Origin of the sequence: Ramlibacter lithotrophicus (assembly GCF_012184415.1) — a bacterium.
In the GTDB taxonomy this organism is placed as follows: domain Bacteria; phylum Pseudomonadota; class Gammaproteobacteria; order Burkholderiales; family Burkholderiaceae_C; genus Ramlibacter; species Ramlibacter lithotrophicus.
Map to the genome: position 1 here is coordinate 287,148 of NZ_VTOX01000001.1, position 23,288 is coordinate 310,435.

27 protein-coding genes and 1 pseudogene are annotated in these 23,288 nt (G+C 69.3%); 18 read left to right on the forward strand and 10 right to left on the reverse strand.

Annotated features, from left to right (window positions below; translation table 11 throughout):
- The 10 genes and pseudogenes from RAMLITH_RS01395 to crcB all read left to right on the forward strand — a co-directional run bounded on the left by RAMLITH_RS01395 (position 1) and on the right by crcB (position 8,068).
- The gene (locus RAMLITH_RS01395) at positions 1–1,080 is read left to right on the forward strand and encodes a hypothetical protein (RefSeq protein WP_337786088.1); all 1,080 of its coding nucleotides are present in this window, start codon (positions 1–3) and stop codon (positions 1,078–1,080) included.
- Between the two features lie 19 nt (positions 1,081–1,099).
- The gene (locus RAMLITH_RS01400) at positions 1,100–2,272 is read left to right on the forward strand and encodes an NnrS family protein (RefSeq protein ID WP_420376880.1); all 1,173 of its coding nucleotides are present in this window, start codon (positions 1,100–1,102) and stop codon (positions 2,270–2,272) included.
- Between the two features lie 103 nt (positions 2,273–2,375).
- Positions 2,376–3,260: pseudogene (locus RAMLITH_RS25525) on the forward strand (acyltransferase); the annotation flags it as partial.
- A gap of 1,064 nt (positions 3,261–4,324) precedes the next feature.
- The gene (locus RAMLITH_RS01415) at positions 4,325–4,663 is read left to right on the forward strand and encodes a hypothetical protein (RefSeq protein WP_168105547.1); all 339 of its coding nucleotides are present in this window, start codon (positions 4,325–4,327) and stop codon (positions 4,661–4,663) included.
- A 149-nt stretch (positions 4,664–4,812) separates the two neighbouring features.
- On the forward strand, positions 4,813–5,130 hold the full coding sequence (locus tag RAMLITH_RS01420) for a hypothetical protein (RefSeq protein ID WP_168105548.1): 318 nt from the start codon (positions 4,813–4,815) through the stop codon (positions 5,128–5,130).
- A 60-nt stretch (positions 5,131–5,190) separates the two neighbouring features.
- Positions 5,191–6,087: an aldo/keto reductase gene (locus tag RAMLITH_RS01425; RefSeq protein ID WP_168105549.1), complete on the forward strand. Its 897-nt coding sequence runs from the start codon at positions 5,191–5,193 to the stop codon at positions 6,085–6,087.
- A gap of 2 nt (positions 6,088–6,089) precedes the next feature.
- Entirely contained in the window at positions 6,090–6,689 is a 600-nt protein-coding gene (locus RAMLITH_RS01430) for a DUF6064 family protein (RefSeq protein ID WP_168105550.1), read from the forward strand.
- Between the two features lie 162 nt (positions 6,690–6,851).
- Positions 6,852–7,151, forward strand: coding sequence for a hypothetical protein (locus tag RAMLITH_RS01435; RefSeq protein ID WP_168105551.1), 300 nt, complete (start codon positions 6,852–6,854; stop codon positions 7,149–7,151).
- 147 nt (positions 7,152–7,298) lie between these two features.
- Positions 7,299–7,622, forward strand: a complete 324-nt coding sequence (locus RAMLITH_RS01440; RefSeq protein ID WP_168105552.1) for a DUF190 domain-containing protein — start codon at positions 7,299–7,301, stop codon at positions 7,620–7,622.
- Positions 7,623–7,675: 53 nt separating this feature from the next.
- On the forward strand, positions 7,676–8,068 hold the full coding sequence (crcB, locus tag RAMLITH_RS01445) for a fluoride efflux transporter CrcB (RefSeq protein ID WP_168105553.1): 393 nt from the start codon (positions 7,676–7,678) through the stop codon (positions 8,066–8,068).
- Between the two features lie 280 nt (positions 8,069–8,348).
- Here the strand turns inward: crcB and RAMLITH_RS01450 are convergent, their stop codons facing one another.
- The 6 genes from RAMLITH_RS01450 to ku form a co-directional block, all read right to left on the reverse strand.
- Complete coding sequence (locus tag RAMLITH_RS01450; RefSeq protein WP_168105554.1) at positions 8,349–8,534, reverse strand: hypothetical protein; 186 nt, start codon at positions 8,532–8,534, stop codon at positions 8,349–8,351.
- A 123-nt stretch (positions 8,535–8,657) separates the two neighbouring features.
- Positions 8,658–8,945, reverse strand: coding sequence for a hypothetical protein (locus RAMLITH_RS01455; RefSeq protein ID WP_168105555.1), 288 nt, complete (start codon positions 8,943–8,945; stop codon positions 8,658–8,660).
- A 75-nt stretch (positions 8,946–9,020) separates the two neighbouring features.
- Positions 9,021–9,401: a SpoIIAA family protein gene (locus tag RAMLITH_RS01460; protein ID WP_168105556.1), complete on the reverse strand. Its 381-nt coding sequence runs from the start codon at positions 9,399–9,401 to the stop codon at positions 9,021–9,023.
- An 11-nt stretch (positions 9,402–9,412) separates the two neighbouring features.
- Complete coding sequence (locus RAMLITH_RS01465) at positions 9,413–9,808, reverse strand: response regulator (RefSeq protein ID WP_168105557.1); 396 nt, start codon at positions 9,806–9,808, stop codon at positions 9,413–9,415.
- Positions 9,809–9,944: 136 nt separating this feature from the next.
- The gene (locus RAMLITH_RS01470; protein ID WP_168105558.1) at positions 9,945–10,319 is read right to left on the reverse strand and encodes a BON domain-containing protein; all 375 of its coding nucleotides are present in this window, start codon (positions 10,317–10,319) and stop codon (positions 9,945–9,947) included.
- Between the two features lie 4 nt (positions 10,320–10,323).
- Complete coding sequence (gene ku, locus RAMLITH_RS01475; RefSeq protein WP_168105559.1) at positions 10,324–11,307, reverse strand: non-homologous end joining protein Ku; 984 nt, start codon at positions 11,305–11,307, stop codon at positions 10,324–10,326.
- 196 nt (positions 11,308–11,503) lie between these two features.
- On the opposite strand from ku, the gene RAMLITH_RS01480 reads away from it, so the two are divergent.
- Entirely contained in the window at positions 11,504–11,797 is a 294-nt protein-coding gene (locus RAMLITH_RS01480) for a hypothetical protein (RefSeq protein ID WP_168105560.1), read from the forward strand.
- Here RAMLITH_RS01480 and RAMLITH_RS01485 read toward each other — a convergent pair.
- Together RAMLITH_RS01485 and RAMLITH_RS01490 are read right to left on the reverse strand one after the other, a co-directional pair.
- A complete protein-coding gene (locus RAMLITH_RS01485; protein WP_168106403.1) occupies positions 11,775–12,407 on the reverse strand; it encodes a response regulator in 633 nt (210 codons plus the stop codon). The two genes, RAMLITH_RS01480 and RAMLITH_RS01485, sit on opposite strands and share 23 nt — an antisense overlap.
- A gap of 140 nt (positions 12,408–12,547) precedes the next feature.
- On the reverse strand, positions 12,548–13,438 hold the full coding sequence (locus tag RAMLITH_RS01490; protein WP_168105561.1) for a CoA transferase: 891 nt from the start codon (positions 13,436–13,438) through the stop codon (positions 12,548–12,550).
- 154 nt (positions 13,439–13,592) lie between these two features.
- Here RAMLITH_RS01490 and RAMLITH_RS01495 point away from each other — a divergent pair, with 154 nt between their 5' ends.
- On the forward strand, positions 13,593–14,444 hold the full coding sequence (locus RAMLITH_RS01495) for a class I SAM-dependent methyltransferase (protein WP_168105562.1): 852 nt from the start codon (positions 13,593–13,595) through the stop codon (positions 14,442–14,444).
- Here the strand turns inward: RAMLITH_RS01495 and pobA are convergent.
- Positions 14,423–15,598 carry a 4-hydroxybenzoate 3-monooxygenase gene (gene pobA / locus RAMLITH_RS01500; protein ID WP_168105563.1) on the reverse strand — a complete coding sequence of 392 codons (1,176 nt, stop codon included), beginning with the start codon at positions 15,596–15,598 and terminating at the stop codon, positions 14,423–14,425. The genes RAMLITH_RS01495 and pobA overlap by 22 nt on opposite strands.
- A 221-nt stretch (positions 15,599–15,819) precedes the next feature.
- On the opposite strand from pobA, the gene RAMLITH_RS01505 reads away from it, so the two are divergent.
- From RAMLITH_RS01505 to RAMLITH_RS01525, 5 genes are read left to right on the forward strand one after another with little or no spacing between them, the layout of a single operon-like run.
- Complete coding sequence (locus tag RAMLITH_RS01505; protein ID WP_168105564.1) at positions 15,820–16,815, forward strand: sulfate ABC transporter substrate-binding protein; 996 nt, start codon at positions 15,820–15,822, stop codon at positions 16,813–16,815.
- A gap of 4 nt (positions 16,816–16,819) precedes the next feature.
- Positions 16,820–17,692 (forward strand): sulfate ABC transporter permease subunit CysT, encoded by an 873-nt coding sequence (gene cysT / locus RAMLITH_RS01510; protein WP_168105565.1) that lies wholly within the window; start codon positions 16,820–16,822, stop codon positions 17,690–17,692.
- Positions 17,689–18,597 carry a sulfate ABC transporter permease subunit CysW gene (cysW, locus tag RAMLITH_RS01515; protein ID WP_168105566.1) on the forward strand — a complete coding sequence of 303 codons (909 nt, stop codon included), beginning with the start codon at positions 17,689–17,691 and terminating at the stop codon, positions 18,595–18,597. The genes cysT and cysW overlap by 4 nt, the downstream gene beginning before the upstream one ends.
- 16 nt (positions 18,598–18,613) lie before the next feature.
- The gene (locus tag RAMLITH_RS01520) at positions 18,614–19,711 is read left to right on the forward strand and encodes a sulfate/molybdate ABC transporter ATP-binding protein (protein ID WP_168105567.1); all 1,098 of its coding nucleotides are present in this window, start codon (positions 18,614–18,616) and stop codon (positions 19,709–19,711) included.
- A gap of 25 nt (positions 19,712–19,736) precedes the next feature.
- A complete protein-coding gene (locus tag RAMLITH_RS01525; protein WP_168105568.1) occupies positions 19,737–20,261 on the forward strand; it encodes a disulfide bond formation protein B in 525 nt (174 codons plus the stop codon).
- 165 nt (positions 20,262–20,426) lie between these two features.
- On the opposite strand, the gene RAMLITH_RS01530 is transcribed toward RAMLITH_RS01525, so the two are convergent.
- Positions 20,427–21,479 carry a serine hydrolase domain-containing protein gene (locus RAMLITH_RS01530; protein ID WP_238343973.1) on the reverse strand — a complete coding sequence of 351 codons (1,053 nt, stop codon included), beginning with the start codon at positions 21,477–21,479 and terminating at the stop codon, positions 20,427–20,429.
- A gap of 251 nt (positions 21,480–21,730) precedes the next feature.
- Between RAMLITH_RS01530 and RAMLITH_RS01535 the strand changes: the two genes are divergently transcribed.
- A complete protein-coding gene (locus tag RAMLITH_RS01535; RefSeq protein WP_168105569.1) occupies positions 21,731–23,287 on the forward strand; it encodes an ABC transporter substrate-binding protein in 1,557 nt (518 codons plus the stop codon).
- Position 23,288 lies beyond the last annotated feature (1 nt).

Sequence of the window (23,288 nt, forward strand, 5' to 3'; positions counted from 1 at the left end):
GTGTTCATTGCACTCGTGGCGGCGTCGCTGCTCGGCGGCATCTCGGGCGGGCTGCTGCGCTACGGTGTCGTGGTGCCGGGGGCTGCCGAATCGGCGTGGCTGGGCCACGCGGGGCTGTCCCATGCGGCGCTGATGATCTGTACCTTCCTCGGGACGGTGATCGGCCTCGAGCGCGCGGTCGCCGTCAAGCTCACGGCGGCGTTCGCCGCGCCATTCGCTTCGGCGATCGGCGGCCTGTGCCTGCTGGCGGGGTTGCCGCAGGCGGCTGCCTGGCTGCTGGTGCTGGCGAGCGCGGTCTTCGGCTGGGTCAACGTCGTCGTCGTGCGCCGCCAGTCCGCGCCGCACACGCAATTGCTGCTGGCGTCGGCCGGCACCTGGCTCGCCGGCAACCTGCTGTTCGCGGCCGGGGAGGGCACTGCCGCGGTGCTCCCGTGGTGGTTCGCCTTCCTCGTCATGACCATTGCCGCCGAGCGGCTGGAGATGACCCGCCTGATGCGGCGGCGGCCGGCCGCGCCGTGGCTGCTGCTGGCCATCCTGTCGGCGATGGTGGCGGGCGCCGCGTGGTCGTGGCCGTCGCCGCGCTGGGGCGGCGTGCTGTACGGGCTCTCCTTGCTGCTGCTCGCGTGGTGGCTCGTCACCTACGACATCGCCCGGCGCACCGTGTTCGCGCAGGGCCTGAGCCGCTACATGGCGGTGTGCCTGCTGGGCGGGTACGTCTGGCTCGGCGTCGCCGGTTTCGCGTGGGCCGCCACGGCGCTGGGGCTGCCCTGGCGCGACGCCGCGCTGCACGCGCTGGGCCTGGGGTTCATCTTCAGCATGATGATGGGCCACGCACCGGTGATCCTCCCGGCCATCGCCCGCATCAAGCTGCGGTTCGGCTGGGCGTTCTACCTGCCGCTGGCGGCGCTGCACCTGTCGTTGGCGGTGCGCCTCGGTTGGGGCGCGCTCGAAGCCGCGCTGCGGGCCACCGGGGCGGCGTGGAACGCCGCCAGCATCCTGTTGTTTGCCGCCACCATCGTCGGCGCCGCCGTCGCCTGGCGGCTCGGAGAAGGCGCCGCGAGCGCCGCGGAGAATCCCTGACATGGCCGTACTGATGCAAATGGAAGAACCCTCGAAGCAGGCGCCCGCCGGATTCGCGCTGTGGGCGCTCGGCTTTCGTCCGTTCTATCTCCTGGCCAGCGGGTTTGCCGCGCTGTCGATCCTGTTCTGGGGACTGCAGTTCACCGGATGGCTGGGCCGGCCCTACCTGCCGGCGCCGATCTGGCATGCGCACGAGATGATCTTCGGCTTCGCGCTCGCCGTCATCGTCGGCTTCCTCTTCACGGCGGGCCGCAACTGGTCGGGCCTGCCAACGCCCACCGGCTGGCGCCTCGCGGCGCTGGCCGCGCTGTGGGTCGCCGGCCGCGTGCTGGTGCTGACGCCGTTCGGCTGGGCCGCGGCCGTGGTGAACGCGGCCTTCCCGCTGGCGGCCGCCATCGCGATCGCGCTTCCCTTCGTCAAGTCGCGCAATCAGCGCAACTACTTCTTCATCGCTCTGCTGATGCTGATGTCCGTCGTCGTCCTGGGCATCCACCTGGAGCAGCTCGGGGTCCTGCGCTTTCCCGGCTGGGCCGGCATCCAGGTCGCGCTCGACGTCATCCTGTTCATCATGGCCGTGATGGGGGGCCGGGTGATTCCGATGTTCACCAACAACGGCGTGCCCGGCGCGGCCGCGACGCGCAAGCCGCTGGTGGAGAAGGCGGCGCTCGGTGCGACGCTGCTGCTGCTGGCGGCCGACGTGCTGCAGGCCGGGGGCTGGGTCCTGGCGCTGGTCGCGATCGTGGCCGCGGCCGCCCACCTGGTCCGCTGGGCGCTGTGGGATCCGCTCAAGACGCTGCGTACGCCGATCGTGTGGGTGCTGCAGGTCGCCTACCTGTGGATCCCGGTGCACCTCGGGCTGCGAGCCGCAGCCGCCCTCGGCTGGCTCGCGCCGTCGGCGGCGACGCACGCGCTCACCGTGGGGGCCATCGGCGGCCTGATCATCGGCATGATCACCCGCACCGCGCGCGGCCACACCGGGCGCCCGCTGCAGGCGGACCGCTACGAAACGGCCTGCTACCTCATGGTGCTGCTGGCGGCTCTGGTGCGCGTGTTCGTGCCATTGTTCGCGCCGGCCCTGCTGCTGCAGGCCGTGGTATGGTCCGCGGTCCTCTGGTCGGCCGCGTTCGGGCTGTACTTCGTGCGCTACTGGCCGGTGCTCACCCGCCCCCGCCTCGACGGCCGGCCAGGCTGAGCCGTTTCGGTCCGCCACGGTGGCCGCGCGGCCACCGGCCGGCTGCTCTGATCTGGCGCAACGAACCGCGGCATTCGGCCGCCACAATTCGCACGAAACCACGATGCTCGGCTTCCTTCCTCCCTTCCTGCGCGGCTGCCTGGCCCTGCTCCTGCTGGTGCTGAACACGCTGTTCTGGTGCGTCCTGCTGTTCGCCGCGGCGCTGGCCAAGCTCGTCCTGCCGTTCCGTGCGGTGCGGGTGCGCATCGACCCGCTGCTCAACCGCATCGCCAGCCTGTGGATCGCCTGCAACAGCGGCTGGATGCGCCTGACCCAGCGCACCGCGTGGGACGTGCAGGGCCTCGACCAGCTGCGCTACGAAGGCTGGTACCTCGTCAACTGCAACCACCAGTCATGGGTGGACATCTTCGTGCTCCAGCACGTGCTGAACGGCCGCATCCCGCTGCTGAAGTTCTTCCTGAAGCAGGAACTGATCTGGGTTCCCGTGATCGGCGTCGCGTGGTGGGCGCTGGACTTCCCCTTCATGCAGCGGCACGGCAAGGCCGAACTGCGGCGGCGCCCCGAGCTGCGCTCGCAGGATGCCGAAGCTACCCGCCGCGCGTGCGCGAAGTTCTCGCTGGTGCCCACCAGCGTGATGAACTTCGCCGAAGGCACGCGCTTCACGGCCGCCAAGCACAGCGCCCAGGAATCGCCGTACCGGCACCTGCTCAAGCCGAAGGCCGGCGCCCTCGCGCTGGCGCTCAACGCCATGGGCGAACGGTTCAAGTCGCTGGTCGACGCGACGATCGTCTATCCGGGCGGCGCGCCCACCTTCTGGCAGTTCCTGTGCGGACGCTCGCCGCGCATCGTCGTGCGGTTGCGCGAGGTTCCGATTCCGGCCGCCTTCTGCACCGGCGACTACGCGGGCGACAAGGCCTTCCGAGTCTCGTTCCAGCAGTGGCTGGCGCAGCTGTGGGAGGAGAAGGACCGCCAGATCGGCGACCTGCTGGGCGATGGCGACGAGGCGTCCACCGGCACGTCCGGGCGGCCCGCCGCCAGCGCCGCGGGCGCGCTCGCGGCGCTGGCACTGCTGTGCGGCCTGCTGGCACCGCCCGATGCCCAGGCGGTGCAGTCGCTGGGCGCGAGCGCATTGCGGGACAGGCATGCGGCGCTGGGGCCGCAGCTGCGCGACAACCAGTTCCAGGGCCCGCTGTACCTGGAGTCGGTGGAGACCTCGCGCAGCAGCCAGGGCGACATCTATGCGGTCGTCGACCATCCGTTCGCCAGGGTGAGCGGGGCGCTCGCGAACCCGGCCCACTGGTGCGACATCCTGATCCTGCACCTGAACGTCAAGTACTGCCGCGGCACGCCGGGCGAGCAGTCGCGGCTCGAAGTGCGGATCGGGCGCAAGCACGACCAGCCGCTCGCCTCGGCCACGCCGCTGGCCTTTGCGTGGCGCGCGGGCGTGCCCGCGGCGGGCTACCTCGACGTCGGGCTCGACGCCCCGACCGGCCCCTTCGGTACGAAGGACTACCGCATCCTGGTCGAGGCCGTCGGCCTGGACGCTGGCCGCACCTTCATCCACATGGGCTACTCGTTCGGCTACGGTGCGCTCGGGCAGATGGCGATGTCCTCGTACCTGGCGACGATCGGCCGCGACAAGGTCGGCTTCACGCGCGACACGGGGGGCGCGCCGGCCGACGGCCCGCGCTTCGTGGGCGGCACGCGCGGCCTGGCCGAGCGCAACACGATGCGCTACTACCTCGCGATCGACGCCTACCTCGACAGCCTGGCCGCCCCGGTGCCCGAGCAGGTCGAGCGGCGCTTCGCCTACTGGTTCGACGCGACCGAGAAATACCCGGCGCAACTGCGCGAGGTGGATCGCGCGAGCTACCTCGCCATGAAGCGCAAGGAGTACCGGCGGCAGCAGGGCGCGCTGGCCGAGTGAACCCTGCGGTTGAGCGGCGTGCGACGCGCTCTTGACTCACGTCAACGGAATTTCACGGTCCCCGCCTAGAAATGAGCTGTGTGGAGCGGATCCACGCGCCTTTCTTCACCACCTGGGGGTTTCGTATGAACAGGATCATCCTTGCAGCGGGCCTCGCCCTCGCGCAGCTCTTTGCCGTGAATGCCATGGCCCAGTCGAAGGGCGAGGCCGATCCGGCGCAGTCGAAAGCCATTCCCTCCAAGCCGGCGACGGCCCAGGAGAAGGCCGCGGCCAAGGCCACCCGCAAGGCCGAAGGCATGAAGGCGGCCAAGGCCGACAAGCCATCCGCCGAGGATCCCGACAACGTGACCAAGGGCAAGGCCAAGGTCGCGACGAAGGAGCAGCGGGCCGACGCCGCGAAGGCCCGGAAGGCCAGCGCCCAGTCTTCGCTCAAGAAGGGCGAGATCAGCTCCGGCGAAAAGTAGGGCTACGGCCTTTGCCACAAGAGCGGGCCCGCGGGCCCGCTTTTTTTTTCTGGTGCGCGCTGCCGGGCCGACCGGCCCGGCGCATCCGGCCGCGCCTCGGCGGGCACTGTGACACAATGGCCGCGCCGCGCTGCAGCGGAGCCACCACCATGGTCCTGGACCCTATCCGCACTGTCTTCTGGGAGTCGTTCCGGCACCTCTTTCCCGCCCATGCGAAGGCGGTGCAGACCAGCACCGGCGCCATGATCATCACGTGGAGCATCAAGGGCGATCCCGAGGCGACGTTTCCCTACGCGACGCCGATCACCGTCCGCTTCGAGGAAGAACTCACCCGCGCGATGGAAGTGAGCCCGCCCGAGCAGCGGATCGCTCTGGCCCAGCGGCAGGAGGCCGTGCTGCGCGCCGGCATGGTCGGCTACGACCCGTTCGCGGCCGTGCCCAAGGCGCGGGTGATCGTGCTCGGCTGACCGGCGCTCGCCTGCCCGCGTCCGGCGCGGCGCCCCGGTCGGCCGTGCTACGCTGGCTCCATGCGCCGCCGGCACCTGCTCACCGCGCTCCCCGCGTTGGCCGCGGGCCCCCCGGCGCGGCCCGCCGGCGGGCCGCGGCCGCTGCTGCGGCGCATTCCCTCGTCGGGTGAAGAAATCCCGGCCGTCGGACTTGGCACCTGGATCACGTTCAACGTCGGCAACGACCCGCCGGCGCGGGCCCGCTGCGCGCAGGTGATGCGGCAGTTCTTCGCCGCCGGCGGCCGCCTGATCGACTCGTCGCCGATGTATGGCTCGGCGCAAGGCGTGATTGGCGAGGGGCTGCAGGGCGCGGGCGCCGGGGCGGGCGTGTTCGCCGCCGACAAGGTGTGGACTTCGTCGAACGGCGCGGCGCAGATCGAGGCCTCGCGGCGGCTGTGGCGCGTACCGCGCTTCGACCTGCTGCAGGTCCACAACCTGCTCGCGTGGGAGGAGCAGCTGCCGCTGCTGCAGCGGATGAAGGCCGAGGGCCGGGTGCGGTACGTCGGCATCACGACGTCCGAAGGGCGGCGCCACCGCGAGGTGGAACAGATCATGCGCAGCCAGCGCATCGATTTCGTCCAGTTCACGTACAACCTGCTGGACCGCGAGGTGGAGCAGCGGCTGCTGCCGCTGGCGCAGGACCGCGGCATCGCGGTGCTGGCCAACCGGCCGTTCCGCGAAGGCGACCTGCTGCGCCAGCTCCAGCGCCATCCGCTGCCGCCATGGGCGCGAGAGATCGGGGCCGCCACGTGGGCGCAGCTGGCGCTGAAATTCATCGTCTCGCATCCGGCGGTCACCTGCGCGATCCCGGCGACGAGCCGCGCCGACCATGTGCGGGAGAACCTGGCCGCCGCGGCCGGGCCGCTGCCGGATGCGGCGCTGCGACAGCGCATGGCGGCGCACGCGGAGCGGCTCTGAACATGTTTGCGTGGTCGTCGTATGGCCCGCGCGACTTCCTGATGTTCGCGCCACGCACGTATTGGCGCCTGGTCGAGATCTACAACCAGGACCTGTGGCCGTGGCAACCGGCCGTCCTCGCGGCGGGCGTGGCGCTCGCGTGGCACGCCGCGCGGCGCGGGGCCGGGGCTCGGCGCATAACCTGCGCAGCGCTGGCGCTCGCGTGGCTGTGGGTCGCATGGGGCTTCCACTGGGAGCGCTTCGCGACGATCAACTGGGGCGCGCGTCATCTCGCCGCAGCCGGCGTGCTGCAGGCGGTGTTGCTGCTGGCGGCGGCGCTGCGCGCGCCGGACGCACCGCTCGCGATCGGGGTGCGCGGCATGCACCGTGCCGGCGTGGCGCTCGCGCTCGGCGCCACGATCGCGTACCCGCTGGCGACCGCGGCCGCCGGCGCTTCGTGGCGGCGTGCAGAGCTCGCCGGCCTGATGCCTGAAGCGACGGCCCTCGTGACGCTGGGCCTCGTCGTCGCCACCCGGCCGCGCCGCTGGCCGTGGCTCGTCGTGCTGCCGCTGCTCACGCTGCTGCTCGGCGCCGCAACGCTGTGGTTGCTCGCCACCCGCTGAGCGGATGGACTGCCGCGCCGCTGGATCACGCCCCACAGGGCTTGCGGTCCCGTTCCTACAGCCGGGTACCAGACGCCCGCCCACAATGACTTCATCGTGATGCGGTGAGCCGGCCAGTGCGCTGCGGCCGCATCGGATGCCAACCGATTCAAGGAGCAAACCATGTTGAAGACCACTCTTGCCGCCGCGCTCGTCACCGTTGGCGCGCTGGGCCTGACCGGCTGCGACGTCGAGAAGACGCAGGAAGGAAACGTTTCCGTTCCGAAGTACGAAGTCGAGAAGAAGGCCTCGGGCGACGTGACGCTGCCCAAGTACGACGTGACGACGCCCGACGTGAAGGTCGGCAGCGCCGAGACCACGATCAATGTGCCGAAGGTCACGACCGAAGAGAAGAAGATCGAGGTGCCGACGGTGCAGGTGACGCCGGCCCCCGACAAGGACGACAACAAGAAGACGCAGTAACGAACGGCGCGCAGGCTCGTCCTGCGCTCGCCACCGCCTGAAGGGCGCGCAGCGAAGGTGTCACGGCACCTTGGCTGCGCGCCCTTCTCATGTGGGCGGCGCCTCGGGGTCCTCGCTCCGCGCGGGGCGGGCTGGTACAGTGCCCGCATGCACGGCTGGCAGGTCACCTTCTTCACCCACCAGAGCGCGCGCCACCGGGGCAGGCCGATGGGCGAGTGGCTCGTCCAGCTCGCGCGCGAGCTGGGATTGCGCGGCGCCACGCTGGTGCCGGCGGAAGAGGGATTCGGCCACAACGGGCGGCTGCACGCGGCGCGCTTTTTCGAACTCGCCGAGCAGCCGATGGAGGTCGTGATGGCGCTGTCGGAGGAAGAGAGCCAGCGTCTGTTCGAGCGCCTGCAAGCCGAGGACGTGCACCTGTTCTACGTGAAGGCGCCGGTGGAGTTCGGCACCCTGGGGGAAGCGTCCGCCTGATCGGCGCGGCGGCGCGAACGGGCACGCGCAGCAACAACGACGGAGAAATGCCAATGCAGGCCTATGGAATCGCCGCGGTGGGCGCGGGCGCGATGTTCGGTGCGTGGCTGCGCTGGTGGCTCGCGCTGCGGCTCAATGCGCTGCTGCCGGTCCTCCCGTTCGGCACGCTCGCGGCCAACCTGCTGGGCGGCTTCCTGGTCGGCGTCGCCGTCGCGTTGTTTCACCGCCATCCCAGCCTGCCGCCCGAGGCGAGGCTGTTCGTGGTCACCGGATTCCTCGGCGCCCTCACCACGTTTTCCACCTTCTCGGCGGAGGTCGTCGCCATGCTGCAGCGGGGCGACCATGCGTGGGCGGCGGCGACGGCGGTCGCGCACCTGTTCGGATCGCTTCTCATGACCGCGCTGGGCCTGGCGGTGGTGCCGCTGCTGGCGCGCAGCGCCGGCTGAACTTGCAGCGGCGCGGCACGGATACGTGTCGGCGCAGGGCGCGGCGCGTGCTGTTTGTCAACGATGCCCCTCGGCCGCGGTCAGGTGCGGCGCGTTCGCGCGCGCTCGGAAATATTTTTTTTCAGCCGCCGGATATCCACTTGTTCTGTGGATAACCCTGTTGGCTTTCCCGGGACGGATGCCGCGGGCCCAGCGCCCGCGCGGCGCCCGACGCATTGACCGGCAAAGCAGCAGGTGTGCGCACGGAGTTGCGATCAGGCAACAGCACCATGCCGCGAGCTCAGTCGCGGCTGCTGTCATCGACAGGGGTGCGTGTCTTCTGGCGATCGAGCTCGATGCTCCTGAGGTTCGCGAGCGCGCTCTCGGCGCCTTCGCCCGAGCGCCGCTGGCGCGGCGGCCGGTCCCCGCGCCGGTCATGGTCGGAGCGGTCCTTGGAGGGTTTGCGGTCGGTGGGAGCGGCTTTCACGGCGCCAGTGTGCGGCAGCGGCCGGCCGGCTCGCTGTAGGCGGGTGGAGCATCGGCCGGTAGGGATTGCCCTGCGCCGATGCTGCACCTGGGCCGAATGGCGGGCGAAGAGCGCGGGCGTGCCTCAGCGGCCGGGCGCCGCGCCGCCGCCGGCGGGCGTGCCCGGCGCGCCGGCGCCGCCACCGCCGCTGGCCGGCGCGCTGCCGCTGGCCGGAGCCGTTGTCGTGCCCTTGGTGCCGGATTCGGTCGTGGTGCCTGGCCCGGCGGTGGTGCCGGAGCCCGGCGCGCCCATGCTGGTCGAGCCGCCGCTCGTGGACGCGCGCGTGTCGGCCGTGGACTGGCAGCCCGCGGCCAGCGCGGCGGCGAAGGTCAGGCCGAGCAGGCCGGCGGAGCGGATGAAGTCGAATGCCATGGATGTTCCTCGTTCAAGCGCGGAAGTGCGCCAGCAGGCGAGGGCAATGCGCGTTCCCGGCGACGCGGGGCCAGCTCACGGTTCCTGCAGCCAGCGGATCGCTTCGGTCACCGTCGTGAAGACGCGCAACTGCAATCCTTGCCGCACGGCCACCTTCTCGCTGGTGCGCGTGATCTTGTCGGGCGGCACCACGGTGGCCAGCTTTTCCAGGTGCTGCAGGTGGCGCGCCACTTCCTCGCCGATGCGGAAATGGTCGGTGAACTTCAGCGTGGCGGAGATGCCGAGCTGGTCCACCAGCATGCGGCGATCGCCCAGCCGGCACGACTCCTCGCCCGCTTGCCCGATCAGGTGCACGAAATCGTCGATGGTCGCCGGGCCGCTGAGCTTCACCGATGTGAACTCGGGCAGGCGGTGGATGCTGGCTTCGAGCGAGGGCAATCTCAGCACGTGGGGCATGGGCCCGGATCTTAAGGCGATCCGGCGGGAGCGCCTTGTCGGGCCAGGCTGAACTGCACCAGGTACTCCACCAGCGCGTCCATGTCGAACGACTTGTCGAACACGGCGTCCGCGCCGGCTTCGCGCGCGTACTGGCGCACCGGGTCGCGTGTGTAGTTGCTCAGGACCACCGCCTTCTGGTCGGGGCGCCGCGTGCGGCAATGCCTCAACACATCGAAGCCGTGCCCCTGGCCGAGGAACAGGTCGACCAGCGCGAGGTCCCAGCCGTCGGGGTGTGCGCTGAGCCATTCGCTGGCCTGCGGCTCGGTGCCGGCCACTTTCACGACGCGGGCGCCGGGGATCGCCTGGAGGGTGCGCGTGACCTGCTCGCACACCAGCGGGTTGTCTTCGACCAGGATGACTTTCATGCTGTTGTTGTCCGGTCCCACCGGCATGGCGGGCCGCATTCCCGATCATCGGCTGAGTGGCGGCCCCCTCCTGTAGGAAGGGGGCTCATCGCTCCGTGCGAGCGGGGCCGTCGGGGCGCTGCGCGGCGCGTGGAGCCTAAGCCGCGCCGGCGCCGAACTCGCCCTGCAGCTGCGCGGCGCGCTGTTCGTCGAAGCGGCCGGGGTCCTGCACCGCCGACAAGGCGTTGTGCACCTTGTGCACGCCGGGCAGGTGGGTCAGCTGCGATAGCAGGCGGTCCTGCTCGCTGGCCAGCACGTGGCCCGAAACGCGGACGATGCCGCCGTCGACGCTTACCCGGATCGCATCGGGATGGCTCACGAGCCGGCCGATGCAGCCCTGGACCTGTTCGCGCAGGCGGGATTGACTGAGCACCTGCCCGCGCGCCTGGCGCCGCGCCACCGCCGAATCGAACCAGTACATGGCGGCGGCGCCGGCGGCGAACGAAGCGGCGACATTGAGGATCGGATGCATGGGTTCAGGCTGCCTTCTTGCGGGGCTTCGGTTTCACGGTGGTGGTCGAACGCGCGGTGCTCTTGGTCGCGGCCGCCCGCTTGCGCGGCGCCTCGTGCTCCTCGTCGTTCGCGGCCTTGCGGCGCAAGCCGGCGGCTTTCGCCTTCGGCGCCTCCGCATCCGCGTCTTCTGCCGTCCGGCCGGCAGCGCCGCCGCGCAGGCTGCGCCGCAGCAGCTCGGTGAGGTCGATGATGTCGGCGCTTTCCCTGACTTCCTCGCCCGGCAGCGGCTTCGTGATGTGCCCGCCTTCGCCGGCCTTCACCTTCGCCTCGATCACCTGTTCCAGCTTCTCGCGGAATTCGTCGTGGAAGGCGTCCGGCTTCCATTCGTCCTGCAGCTCGTTGACCAGCTGTTCGGCCATCTTCAGTTCGCGCTCGGTGATGCTCGTCTCCTTCTGGTCGGGCAGGGGCAGGCCCGCGGTGTCGCGCACTTCGTCGGACCAGCGCAGCAGCTCCAGCACCAGGCCGTCGCCGGCTGGAACCAGCGCGGCGAGGTGCTGGCGGGTGGAGATCACCACCCGCGCGAGCCCCACCTTGCCGGTGCGGCGCAGCGTCTCCAGCAGCAGCAGGTACGGCTTCTGTCCCTTGGCCGCAGGCGCCACGTAGTACGGCTTGTTGAAATAGGTGGTCGGGATGCGGCTGCCGTCGACGAAGGCCTCGATGTCGATCGTCTGCGTCGACTTGGGCAGGGCCGCCTTGATCTCGTCGGGCTCGAGGACCACGAACTGGTCCTTTTCGTATTCGAAGCCCTTGACCACTTCCTCCTTCTGCATCGCCTCGCCGGTGGTCTTGTTCACCTGCCGGTTGCCGACGGCGCTCATCGACTTCTTGTCGAGCAGGTGGAACTTCATCCGGCTCTCGGCCGTGGCCGAGTGCAGCGTGACGGGAATGTGGACCAGCCCGAAGCTGATCGCCCCTTTCCACAGGGTGCGGGTGCTGGAAGGTGCCATGCCGCAACCCTATCCCATCGGTGGACGGATGCTGTAGGACGCGGCAGCAAGCCGCTGTGCGGCGCCGCTGTGGGCGCGCGGCGCCGCGGGCCGGACCGCCCACGGCCGGCCGGAGACGGTTGACCCCGGCCGTCGCCGTTGGCCGATACCGGCCGAACGAGGCCCGCCGCAGACTCGGGGCCAACAGGAGTTCACCATGTCCGCGCCGTACCAGCCAGAGGAGTTCGTCATGTTGCCGCGGGCCACGCACGATTTCATCCTGCAGGCGCTGCGCGACGCGTCCGTGGCACTGAGCCGCACCCACCGGTTGCGCGCCACGTCGCACATCCTGCTGGCGGACGGCATCCGGCTCACCCGCGACAATTCTTTCGAGATCGACCACCTCGACCAGGTGCTGCTGATGAACCTGGTCGAGAAGCTCCTCGCGCGCGCCGGCCAGCCGCCGGGCCCGCTGCCGGTCGCGGCGATCAATCGATCAGCTTGTTCTTGAGGGCGTAGTAGGTGAGGTCGCTGTTGGAGGTCAGGCCCATCTTCTCCATCAGGCGGGTGCGGTAGGTACTGACGGTCTTGACGCTCAGCGACAGCGCGTTCGCGATCTCGCCGGCCGTTTCGCCCTTGGCGAGCTTGAGGAACACCTGGAATTCGCGCTCCGACAGCAGGTCGTGCGCGGCGCTGCCGTCCTTGCGGTCCAGTTGCTGGGCGATGAGCTCGGCCACCGACGGGGAAATGTAGCGCCGGCCCAGCGCGATGGTCCGGATCGCGTTGACGATCTCCATCGGCTCGCATTCCTTGTTGAGGTAGCCGCTGGCGCCCTGCTTGATCAGGTTGACGGCGTACTGCTCCTCCGGATAGCCGGACAGGATCAGGATGCCGACGTCGGGCGCCTTGGCCCGGATCATCGCGAGCGCGTCGATGCCGCTCTGGCCCGGCATCGACAGGTCCATGATGATCACGTCCATCTCGGTCGTGCGCACGAGGTCGATCGCTTCACGACCGGTCGAGGCTTCGCCGACCACGCGCATGTCGACCATTTCGGAGAGGAATTGCTTCAGGCCGGCGCGGACGATGGCGTGGTCGTCCACGATGCCGATCTTGATGATGGAACTGTTCATGGTGCGACGGCAAAGGAGTGGCTCATCAGCGTCGAAGTGTGCACGCCAAATTCGCGGCGCGGGGGCCGCCGCGGCCGCGGCACCGCAAGTCCCGGCGTTGTCCTACAGGATGCGCGGACGGCGGGCCTTCATTCGAGCGTGTGCAGCGGAATGTCGTTCTCGGCCGCGAGCCGGTCGAGTTCGGCGCGACTGCGCGCGCTCATGAACGCGGCGATGGCCTGGTGCGTCGCCGGCGCGAACATCGCGCGCATGTCGGCGGCCTGCACGCCGGCTGCGGCGCAGAGCGCGGCCGCGAAGTGGGGCTCCAGCGCCGCCACGGCGACGCGCCCGTCGCGGCAGGCATAGATGCGGTAGCCGGCATGCGCGCCACCGACGGCGCCTTGCGGCTGCGTCAGTCCCCATTGGCGCGGCAGCCCGAGGTAGCCGGCCGCGTCGGCGAGCGCGACTTCGAGGTACCGGCCCGCCGGATGCGTTTCGCCCGTGCCCGCGTAACGCTCGGCCTGCTGCAGCGCCGCCTGCAGCACGGCCTCGGTCGCCATCAGCGAGCCGCCCATGTCCGCGTACAAGGTGGGCGGCAGGTCCAGCCCCGTGACGAGGTCGTTCGCCGCGAGGTAGGTGAGGTCGTGGCCCGGTTCCTCGGCCGCGGCGCCCGGCCCGCCGACGATCGCCACCTGCGACAGCTCCGGATAGCGTGTGTGCAGCTGCTGCCAGCCGAGGCCCAGCTTCGCCAGGGCGGATGGACGGAAGGACGTGAGCAGCACGTTGGCCTTGGCGAGTTCGGCGTGCAGGAGTTCCTGGCCGGTCCCGGTCTTGAGATCGGCGCTGCGCACGGTGACGCCCTCGTGCAATTGCCTGTAGGCGGCCGGGTTGTAGCTGCCCATCGGGTCGCCCGAGGGCGGCTCCAGCTTCACGCAGGTCGCGCCCATGCGCCGGCATCGCATCAGCGCGGCCGGGCCCGGGAGGTTGAGCGCGAGGCTGAGGATGCGGGTGCCGGCGAGCGGGTGGAAGGACGTGGCCATGGCTGCAGCTGCGGAGTTTGCGCAAGACTAGCAGGCAATCCGGGTGCGGCGGACGCCAAGGCGACGGCCGTTGGCGCGGCGAGGCCGGCGGCCCGGCCGGCCCGCACACGGCTACCATAGCGGCTGAGATCAGTTACACAGGCCGGCAATGAACATGGATGGCGAAGTCTCGGCGCACTACAGCCGGGGCGACCTGCTCGCCCGCTTGCGCGCGGCACTGGCGGATGACGGCGCCGATCCGGACCGGCCGACGCCGGACGCGCTGGCGCCGTACGACCACTTCCACGGCCGCGGGCTGGAGGCCACGCTGGAGACGGCGCGGCTGATGCCGGCGCGCGCCAACGACCGCATCCTCGACATCGGCAGCGGCCTGGGCGGCCCGGCGCGCTATGTCGCCAACCGCTTCCGCTGCCATGTGACGGGCATCGATCTGACACCCGAGTTCTGCGAAGTGGCACGTCACCTCACCGCGTTGCTGAAACTGGAGGATCGCACCACGTTCGAGGTCGGGGATGCGCTGGCGATGCCGTTCGCGGCCGCCAGCTTCGACGGCGCCTATTCGATGAACACGTCCATGAACATCGCCGACAAGGCCGCCATGTACCGCGAGATCGACCGCGTGCTCAAGCCGGTCGGCTGGCTCGTGCTGTCGGAGGTGGCGAAGGGGGAGGGCGGCGAGATCGACTACCCGACGGCCTGGGCCGACAGCCCCCGCACCAGCTTTCTCAGCACCCCCGAGGAGACGCGGGCGCTGCTCGTGGCCGCCGGCTTCGAGGTGGTGCGCTTTCGCAGCACCCTGGAGCAGACGCGCGCCTTCGGCGACCGCTCGCGTGCGATGGCCAAGCGCGGCGAGAAACCGCCGCACCGGGCCGTGATGCTGATCCACGGGGACAAGGCGAAGGCTTCGATGGCCAACACCATCCGCGGTTTCGCCGACGGGCGGATGGTCCCGATCGAGGTCCTGTGCCGCAAGGCGGGCGGCGCTCAGAGCGGCAGCCCGACGTAGTTCTCGGCCAGCGCGGCGGAGGCCGCCTTCGAGTGCACCAGGTAGTCCAGTTCGGACTCCTGGATCCTGTGGTCGAAGCCGCTCGTGCCGGGAAACCGGTGCGTCGCCATCGTGAACCACCAGGAGAACCGCTCCGCCTTCCAGACGCGTCGCAGGGCGCGCGCCGAATAGTGGTCCAGGCCGGCGCTGCTGCGCTCGCCGTAGTGCTCCGCCAGGGCCGACGCCAGGTACTTCACGTCGGAGGCCGCGAGGTTCAGCCCCTTGGCGCCCGTGGGCGGCACGATGTGGGCCGCGTCGCCGGCCAGGAACAGCCGCCCGAAGCGCATCGGCTCGGCGACGAAGCTGCGCAGCGGGGCGATGCTTTTTTCGAGGGCCGGGCCGGTCACCAGCCGCTCCCGGGCCTGCGGATCGAGTCGCAGCCGCAGTTCGGCCCAGAAGGCATCGTCCGACCACTGCTCCACCTTCGAGTCGGGCGGCACCTGCACGTAGTAGCGGCTGCGGCTCGGGCTGCGCATCGAGCACAGCGCGAAGCCGCGCTCGCTGTGGGCGTAGATCAGTTCGTGGCACACCGGCGGCACGTCGGCGAGCAGCCCCAGCCAGCCCGAGGGGTAGACCTTCTCGAACTCGTGGATGGCGTTTGCGGGAACGCTGGCCCGGCTCACGCCGTGATAGCCGTCGCACCCGGCGATGAAGTCGCAGTCGATCACGTGTTCCTGCCCGCCGTGGCGGTACCGCACCTGCGGCGTGCTGCCGTCGAAGCCGTGCAAGGTGACGGTGTCGCCAGCGTCGTAGACGGTCGGCAGGCCGGCCTGGGCGCGAGCGGCCATCAGGTCGCGGGTGACTTCGGTCTGGCCATACACCGTCACCGTGCGGCCGCCGGTCAGCCCAGGGAAGTCGATGCGGTGTCGCGCGCCCTGGAACAGCAGTTCGATCCCCTGGTGCACGAGGCCCTCGGCGTGCATGCGCGTGCCCACGCCGCACTCGTCCATGAGATCGACGGTGACCTGCTCCAGCACGCCGGCGCGGATGCGGCCCAGGACGTGGGCGGCGCTCTGGCGCTCGACGATCACGGTGGCGATGCCGGCCCGGTGCAGCAACTGGCCGAGCAGCAGCCCGGCGGGGCCGGCGCCAACGATGGCGACCTGGGTTCGCATGGATCTCCTTGCCGGCGCGCGCCGGTGCCGGCCGCGGCCATTCTCCCCCTGGGCCGCCGTGAACGAAAGAAAGCGGTCCCACTACCAGCTATGCCGCCGCGGCATTGGCGGCGGAGGCCGGAGCCTGGCACGGGGTCCCGGGGTGTCATATATCGGATCGGCATGAGCAAACAACAATCTATTGGTTTGAGTTTTAAGGGATCCTTTTCAGAATCCTGTCCATGAAGCTCTCCATCAAGACCGTCCTGGCCACTGCGGCGCTCGCCGCCGGCAGCCTCGCCAGCGCCCAGCAGACCCTCCTGAACGTTTCCTACGACGTCGCGCGCGAGTTCTACAAGGACTACAACCAGGCCTTCGTGGCGCACTACAAGAAGACGACCGGCAAGGACGTCCGGATCGACCAGGCCCATGGCGGCTCCAGTGCGCAGGCCCGCGCCGTCGCGGACGGCCTGGACGCCGACGTGGTGACCATGAACACCACGACCGACGTCGAGTTCCTGGCGGGCAAGGGCGTGGTCGCCGCCGATTGGGCCAAGCGCTTTCCCGACAACGCGGCGCCGACCATCTCGACCATGCTGTTCCTCGTGCGCAACGGCAACCCGAAGGGCATCAAGGACTGGGACGACCTGGTCAAGCCGGGCGTGAAGGTGATCGTCGTCAACCCCAAGACCGGCGGCAACGGGCGCTATGCCTACCTGGCGGCGCTGGGCTACATGAAGAAGAAGGGCGCGACCGACGCACAGGCCCAGGAGTTCCTGGGCAAGCTGTATGCCAACGTGCCGGTGCTGGCGCGGGGCGGCCGCGACGCCACTTCGGCCTTCCTGCAGCGCAACACCGGCGACGTGCTGGTCACCTTCGAGTCCGAGGTGGAGTCGGTCAACCGCGAGTTCGGCGCGAACAAGGTCGACGTCGTCTACCCGTCGATCAGCATCGTGGCGGAGAACCCGGTCGCTGTCGTCGAGCGCACCGTCGCCAAGAAGGGGACCGGCGATCTGGCGAAGGCCTACCTGCAGTTCCTCTACTCGGACCAGGGCCAGGAGATCGCCGCGAAGCATTCGATCCGCCCGCGTTCGCCGGCGGTGCTGAAGAAGTACGCCGACACGTTCAAGCCGATCAAGCTGTTCACGGTGCAGGAGCTGTTCGGCTCGCTGTCCGAAGCGCAGAAGGTGCACTTCAACGATGGCGGCCTGTTCGACAAGATCTACACGGTGAAGTGACGCGATGAGTGCCGCCGCCATCGGGGTGCCGCTGCGCGCGCCGGCCGCCGTGTCCCGCGGCGGAAGCCGCAAGGTGCTCCCCGGCTTCAACCTGACGCTGGGCTACACGCTGCTGTACCTGAGCCTGATCGTGCTGATCCCGCTCTCGGCGCTGGTCTTCAAGACCTTCGAGATGAGCTGGGACCAGTTCTGGACCGCCGTCAGCTCGCCGCGCGTGCTCGCGTCCTACCGGCTCACGTTCGGCGCGTCGTTCGCGGCGGCCCTGGTCAACGTCGTCTTCGGCCTGCTGCTGGCCTGGGTGCTGGTGCGCTACAGCTTTCCGGGCAAGAAGATCGTCGACGCCATGGTCGACCTGCCGTTCGCGCTGCCAACGGCCGTCGCCGGCATCTCGCTGACGGCACTGCTCGCCGGCAACGGCTGGATCGGCCGGTTCCTCGCGCCGCTGGGCATCGAACTCGCCTTCAACCCCAGCGGCGTCGTCATCGCGCTGATCTTCATCGGGCTGCCCTTCGTGGTGCGCACGGTGCAGCCGGTGCTGGAGGACACGGAGAAGGAACTCGAGGAGGCGGCGATGTGCCTGGGCGCGACGCGCTGGCAGACCTTCGCCAGGGTGATCTTCCCCGCGATCGCGCCGGCGCTGCTGACCGGCTTCGCGATGGCGTTCGCGCGCGCGATCGGCGAGTACGGATCGGTGATCTTCATCGCCGGCAACATGCCGATGGTGTCCGAGATCACGCCGCTGATCATCATCGGCAAGCTGGAACAGTACGACTACCTCGGCGCGACCGCGGTCGCAGTCGTGATGCTCGTGATTTCGTTCGTGCTGCTGCTGGTGATCAACGCGCTGCAGGGCTGGCAGCGCCGGAGAGCTGCATGAATTCACCTCTTCACAGGCGCGTGGTCACCACCGAGAGCGCCTGGGTGCGCTGGACCCTGACCGGGGTCGCGCTGGCGTTCGTGCTGCTGTTCCTGGTGCTGCCGCTCGCGGCGGTGTTCACCGAGGCCTTGCGCAAGGGGTTCGGAGCGTATCTCGACGGGTTGCGCGAGCCCGACGCCTGGGCCGCGATCCGGCTGACCCTGATCACGGCCGCGATCGCCGTGCCCCTGAACCTGGTGTTCGGGGTCGCGGCGGCCTGGTGCATCGCCAAGTACGAATTCCGCGGCAAGGCATTCCTCACAACCCTGGTCGACCTCCCGTTCTCCGTGTCGCCGGTGGTCGCCGGGCTGGTCTACGTGCTGATGTTCGGCGCCCAAGGCTGGTTCGGGCCCTGGCTGGAGGCGCACGGCATCAAGATCGTCTTCGCCGTGCCGGGCATCGTCCTGGCCACCGTGTTCGTGACCTTCCCGTTCATCGCCCGCGAGCTGATCCCGCTGATGCAGTCGCAGGGCAACGACGAGGAGCAGGCGGCCATCGTGCTCGGGGCGAACGGCTGGCAGACCTTCCGGTACGTGACGCTGCCCAACATCAAGTGGGGCCTGATCTACGGCGTGATCCTGTGCAACGCGCGGGCCATGGGCGAGTTCGGCGCCGTCTCGGTGGTGTCGGGCCACATCCGCGGGCAGACCAACACCATGCCGCTGCACGTGGAGATCCTCTACAACGAGTACCAGTCGGTGGCGGCTTTCGCCGTCGCCTCGCTGCTGGCCCTGCTGGCCCTCGTGACGCTGGCGATCAAGTCGGTCGTCGAGTGGAAACACGAGCGCGAGCTGGCCGCCGCGGCCGCGTTGTCGCCCGAGCGGCCCGTCGCCATCCCCGTGCTGGCCGTCGCCCCCAGCCCCTAACCCGTAGTCCCGCACCATGAGCATCGAAATCCGCAACGTCAGCAAGCAATTCGGCGACTTCCACGCGCTGCGCGACGTGTCGCTCGACATCGCCTCGGGCGAACTGCTCGCGCTCCTCGGTCCGTCCGGCTGCGGCAAGACAACGCTGCTGCGCATCATCGCCGGCCTGGAGACGGCCGACGCGGGAAGCATCCTGTTCGCCGGCGAGGACACCACCGACGTGCACGTGCGCGACCGCCAGGTCGGCTTCGTGTTCCAGCACTACGCGCTGTTCCGCCACATGACAGTGTTCGAAAACGTGGCGTTCGGGCTGCGCGTGAAGCCGCGTGGCCAGCGCCCCAGCGAAACGCAGATCAGGAAGAAGGTCCACGACCTGCTGAAACTGGTGCAGCTGGACTGGCTGGCCGACCGCTTCCCGTCCCAGCTGTCAGGCGGCCAGCGCCAGCGCATCGCGCTGGCCCGCGCACTGGCCGTCGAGCCGAAAGTGCTGCTGCTCGACGAGCCGTTCGGCGCGCTGGACGCGAAGGTCCGCAAGGAACTGCGCCGCTGGCTGCGCCAGCTGCACGACGAACTGCACGTCACCAGCATCTTCGTCACGCACGACCAGGAGGAGGCGCTGGAAGTCGCCGACCGGGTGGTGCTGATGAACGCCGGCAACGTCGAGCAGGTCGGCTCGCCGCAGGAGGTATGGGACCATCCCGCCAGCCCGTTTGTCTACGGGTTCCTCGGCGACGTGAACCTGTTCCACGGGCGCGCGCACGAAGGGCAGGTCCACCTGCAAGGGCTGCGGCTGGCGGCGCCCGAGCACGCCGACGCGCGCAACGCCAGGGCCCGCGCCTATGTCAGGCCGCACGACCTGGACGTGCAGCGGGCCGGCCCCACCCCGTCGGCCGACGGCCTGCTGGCGCAGCTGACCCGCGCCGTCGTGGTGGGCCCGATCGCCCGGCTGGAACTTATTTCCCGCGACGGCCACCAAGATGGCGGGGAGAATCCGGATTCCATCATCGAAGCGCAGATTCCCGCGCAACAATTCAGGGAGATGGGGTTCCGGGAGGGCGAGACGCTGCTGGTGACGCCGCGGCATGCTCGCGTGTTTGTCGAGGCAGCCGCCTGAGGCGCTCGCCTCAGGAGGATCGATCTTGTTGTTGAAGTGGTTTGAGACGGCCCCGCGCCGGGTTCTCGCGCTCGTGGCCGTGGCCTGCGCGGGCATGATCGGCTTCGGCCTGTACCTGCAGCACGTGGTGGGGCTGGTGCCTTGCCCGATGTGCATCGTGCAGCGCTACGCCATCGTCCTGGTGGGCCTGACCGCCGGCCTGACGGCCATCTCGCGCAGCCGGCCGGTGTGGCTGGCCGGCAGCTTCCTGGTCCTGCTGTTCGCCGGCTTCGGCGCCTTCGTCGGGGCCCGCCAGACCTGGCTGCAGTGGTACCCGCCGCAGTTTTCCTCGTGCGGGCGCGACTTCTACGGGATGATCGAGGCGTTTCCGCTGCAGCGCGTGATCCCGATGATCTTCAAGGGCAGCGGCGACTGCAGCAAGGTCGACTGGACGTTCCTGGGCGCCTCGCTGGCAAACTGGAACCTGATCTTCTCGACCGCCTTCGCGCTCGTCGCATTGACGCTGATCGCGAAGCAGTGGCGGCGGCGTGGCCGGGCGGCGTACGCGTAGTCTTGAACATCCATACGCAGAGCCGCAAAAGTTTCGCAGAAGCCGCGAAAGGAACCGAAAGATGAATTGAGGGACGGTGCAAGTCCTTCAAGTGAATCTTTTTTGCGGCTTTTGCGTAGCCTTTGCGGCTTCTGCGTCCGGCTGTCCGCTCCCGCTTCGTCTTTTTCAGCGAGCGTCCACGGCCTCCAGGATCCGCCCGAACAGCGCATCCGCGTAGGCGGAATCCAGCCAGCGCACGATGGCGACCATGCGGCGTTCCGGCTCGATCCAGGTGAACGAGCTGCCGGCGCCGATCGCGAAGTAGCTCGACGCCGGCACGCTGGGGAACACCTTCCGCTCGTGATTCAGCCAGACCAGGTAGCCGTAGTACGGCGCGAGTTCGCACGGCGTGCGCATGCGCTGCATCCACTCGCGTGACAGCACCTGCCGGCCGCCGGCGGCGCCGTCGTTCAACATCAGCTGTCCCACCAGCGCCTGGTCCTGCGCGCTGATCGACATGCCGCCGCCCCAATGCGTGCCGCCGGGCACGGATTGCACCCGCTGGCCGGCGACCGTCACCCACGCGTTGTCGTAGCCCACCCACCGCCAGTTCTCGGTCGCCCCGATCGGCCGCATGATCGCCTCGCGGAACACGTCGGGCAGCGGTCGCTGGAACAGGTGCAGCAGCGCCAGCGACAGCTGGTTGATCCGGACGTCGTTGTATTCCCAGTAGGTGCCCGGCTGCTGCAGCGGGCGCAACTGGCCCTTCACGCCGCCGGTCGGCTTGCCGAAGGTGACGGTGCGGTAGTGGTCCGCCTGGTCGCTGTACCCGAACACCTCGCCGCTCCACTCGCTGGTCTGCGTCAGCAGGTGGTGCCAGGTCACCAGTGCATTGTTGCCTTCGTCGAAGCCGATGCCGCGCACGCGCCTGCCCACCGGCTCGTGGACGTCCGGCAGGAGGCCGCGGTCGTGCGCCAGGCCCGCCAGCAGCGCGAGGTAGGTCTTGGCGACGCTGAAGGTGAGATCGGCCCGTTTCGGCTCGCCCCACGAAGCCACGGTGGTGCCGTCGACGACGATCGTGCCCGAGGCCGGGCCGCGGTCGTGCACCGGCCCCAGCAGCCGGTTCCACGGCGGCGGGTCCTGCAGGTGGACGCCCCAGTTGCCGGTGACCTCCCGATCCCACGTGCTCTCGTGATCGATCGCGAACTGCACCGCGTCCTGCATGGTCTGGCTTGGCATCGCATGGCTCCTGTTGATCTCGTTGAAATTGCCGCCGCGCATCGCGCACCTCCCGCGCGCCTGGCGCAGCGGGCGAGCATCTCATGGCGCGGCACGGCGCATTGTCGCCTGCAGGTCTGCGCGGGGCCGCGGCCCGTTAGGGAAAGTCTGCAAAGGCAGGAGCTCGCCTTTTCTGTATCGTGTGCGGTTGCATCGAAGCGATGCGGCGGCGCCCGCCGTTTGGGCCCGTCATCACGAACGAGGAGAGCCAGATGAGCGCGAGCGGTCGGGGTTTGACGCGGCGGTGCCGCAACACGATGGGTGCAGTGGCGGCGGGCCTGCTGGCGGTGGGGCTGCTCGCGGCGCCGCCGGCCTTCGCCGGCAAGAAAACTGACACCCTGCAGATGGCGTACGACCAGGCACCCGAAAGCGTCGACCCGTATTTCAACAACGTTCGCATCGGCGTGATCATCGCCGCCAACGTGTGGGACACGCTCCTGTACCGCGACCCGGTCACGCACGAATACAAGGGACAGCTGGCCAGGAGCTGGAAGCAGATCGACGACCGCACGCTCGAATTCGAACTGCGCCAGGGCGTCAAGTTCCACAACGGCGAGGAGTTCGACGCCGACTCCGTCGTCTATACGCTGAACTTCGTCGCCGACCCCGCCAACAAGGCCGTGACGCAGCAGAACGTGCAGTGGATCGAGAAGGTCGAGAAGCTCGACAGGTTCAAGGTGCGGGTGATCAGCAAGAAGCCGTTCCCCGCCGCCAAGGACTACCTCGCCACCACGCTGGCGATCCACCCGGCGAAGTACTACAAGGAAGCGGGCCCGAAAGGCATGAACGCCAAGCCGGTCGGCTCGGGACCGTACAAGGTGGTGGACCATGTCCCCGGCAAGTCGATCACGCTGGAGAAGTTCGCCGACTACTTCAAGGACTCGCCGCGCACCCAGCCGAAGATCGGCAAGGTCCGCATCCGCTTCATCCCCGACCGCCAGACCCAGATGGCGGAGGTGCTTTCGGGCGGCGAGGACTTCATCATGCACGTGCCGAAGGACCAGGCCGAGAAGCTGCAGACCGTGCCGCACCTGCAGGTCGTGAGCGGCAACACGATGCGCATCGTGTTCATCCAGATGAACAGCCAGGACGGCGGGCCCGCGCCGCAGCTGAAGGACCCGCGGGTGCGCAAGGCGATCGCCCACGCGATCGACCGCCAGGCGATCATCAAGAACATCGTCGGCGGCGGCGCCGAAATCATCAATACGATCTGCACGCCGTCGCAGGTGGGTTGCACCCAGGAGGGCGCCACGGTCTACAAGTACGACCCGGCGCTGTCGAAGAAGCTGCTGGCGGAAGCCGGCTACCCGAACGGCTTCGAGCTGGACATCCACGCCTACCGCGAGCGCAACCAGACCGAGGCGATCATCAACTACCTGCAGGCGGTCGGCATCAAGGCCAAGCTGAACTTCCTGCAATACGCCGCGATGCGCGACCAGGTGCGGGCCAACAAGACCGCGCTGGTGCACCAGACCTGGGGCTCGAACCTGGTGAACGACGTGTCGGCATCCACGCCGGTCTACTACGGCTTCGGCGCGGACGACGTCACGCGCAACGCGCAGGTCAAGGAACTGCTGGACAAGGGCGACCAGACCGTGGATCCGAAGGCGCGCAACGAGGTGTACAAGAAGGCGCTTGGGATCATTTCCGAGAACGCCTACTCGGTGCCGCTGTGGTCGCTGCCGGTGTACTACGTCGCCAGCAGGGAAGTGGCGTTCAAGCCGTATTCCGACGAGCTGCTGCGCTTCTGGGAGATGGGCTGGAAGTGAG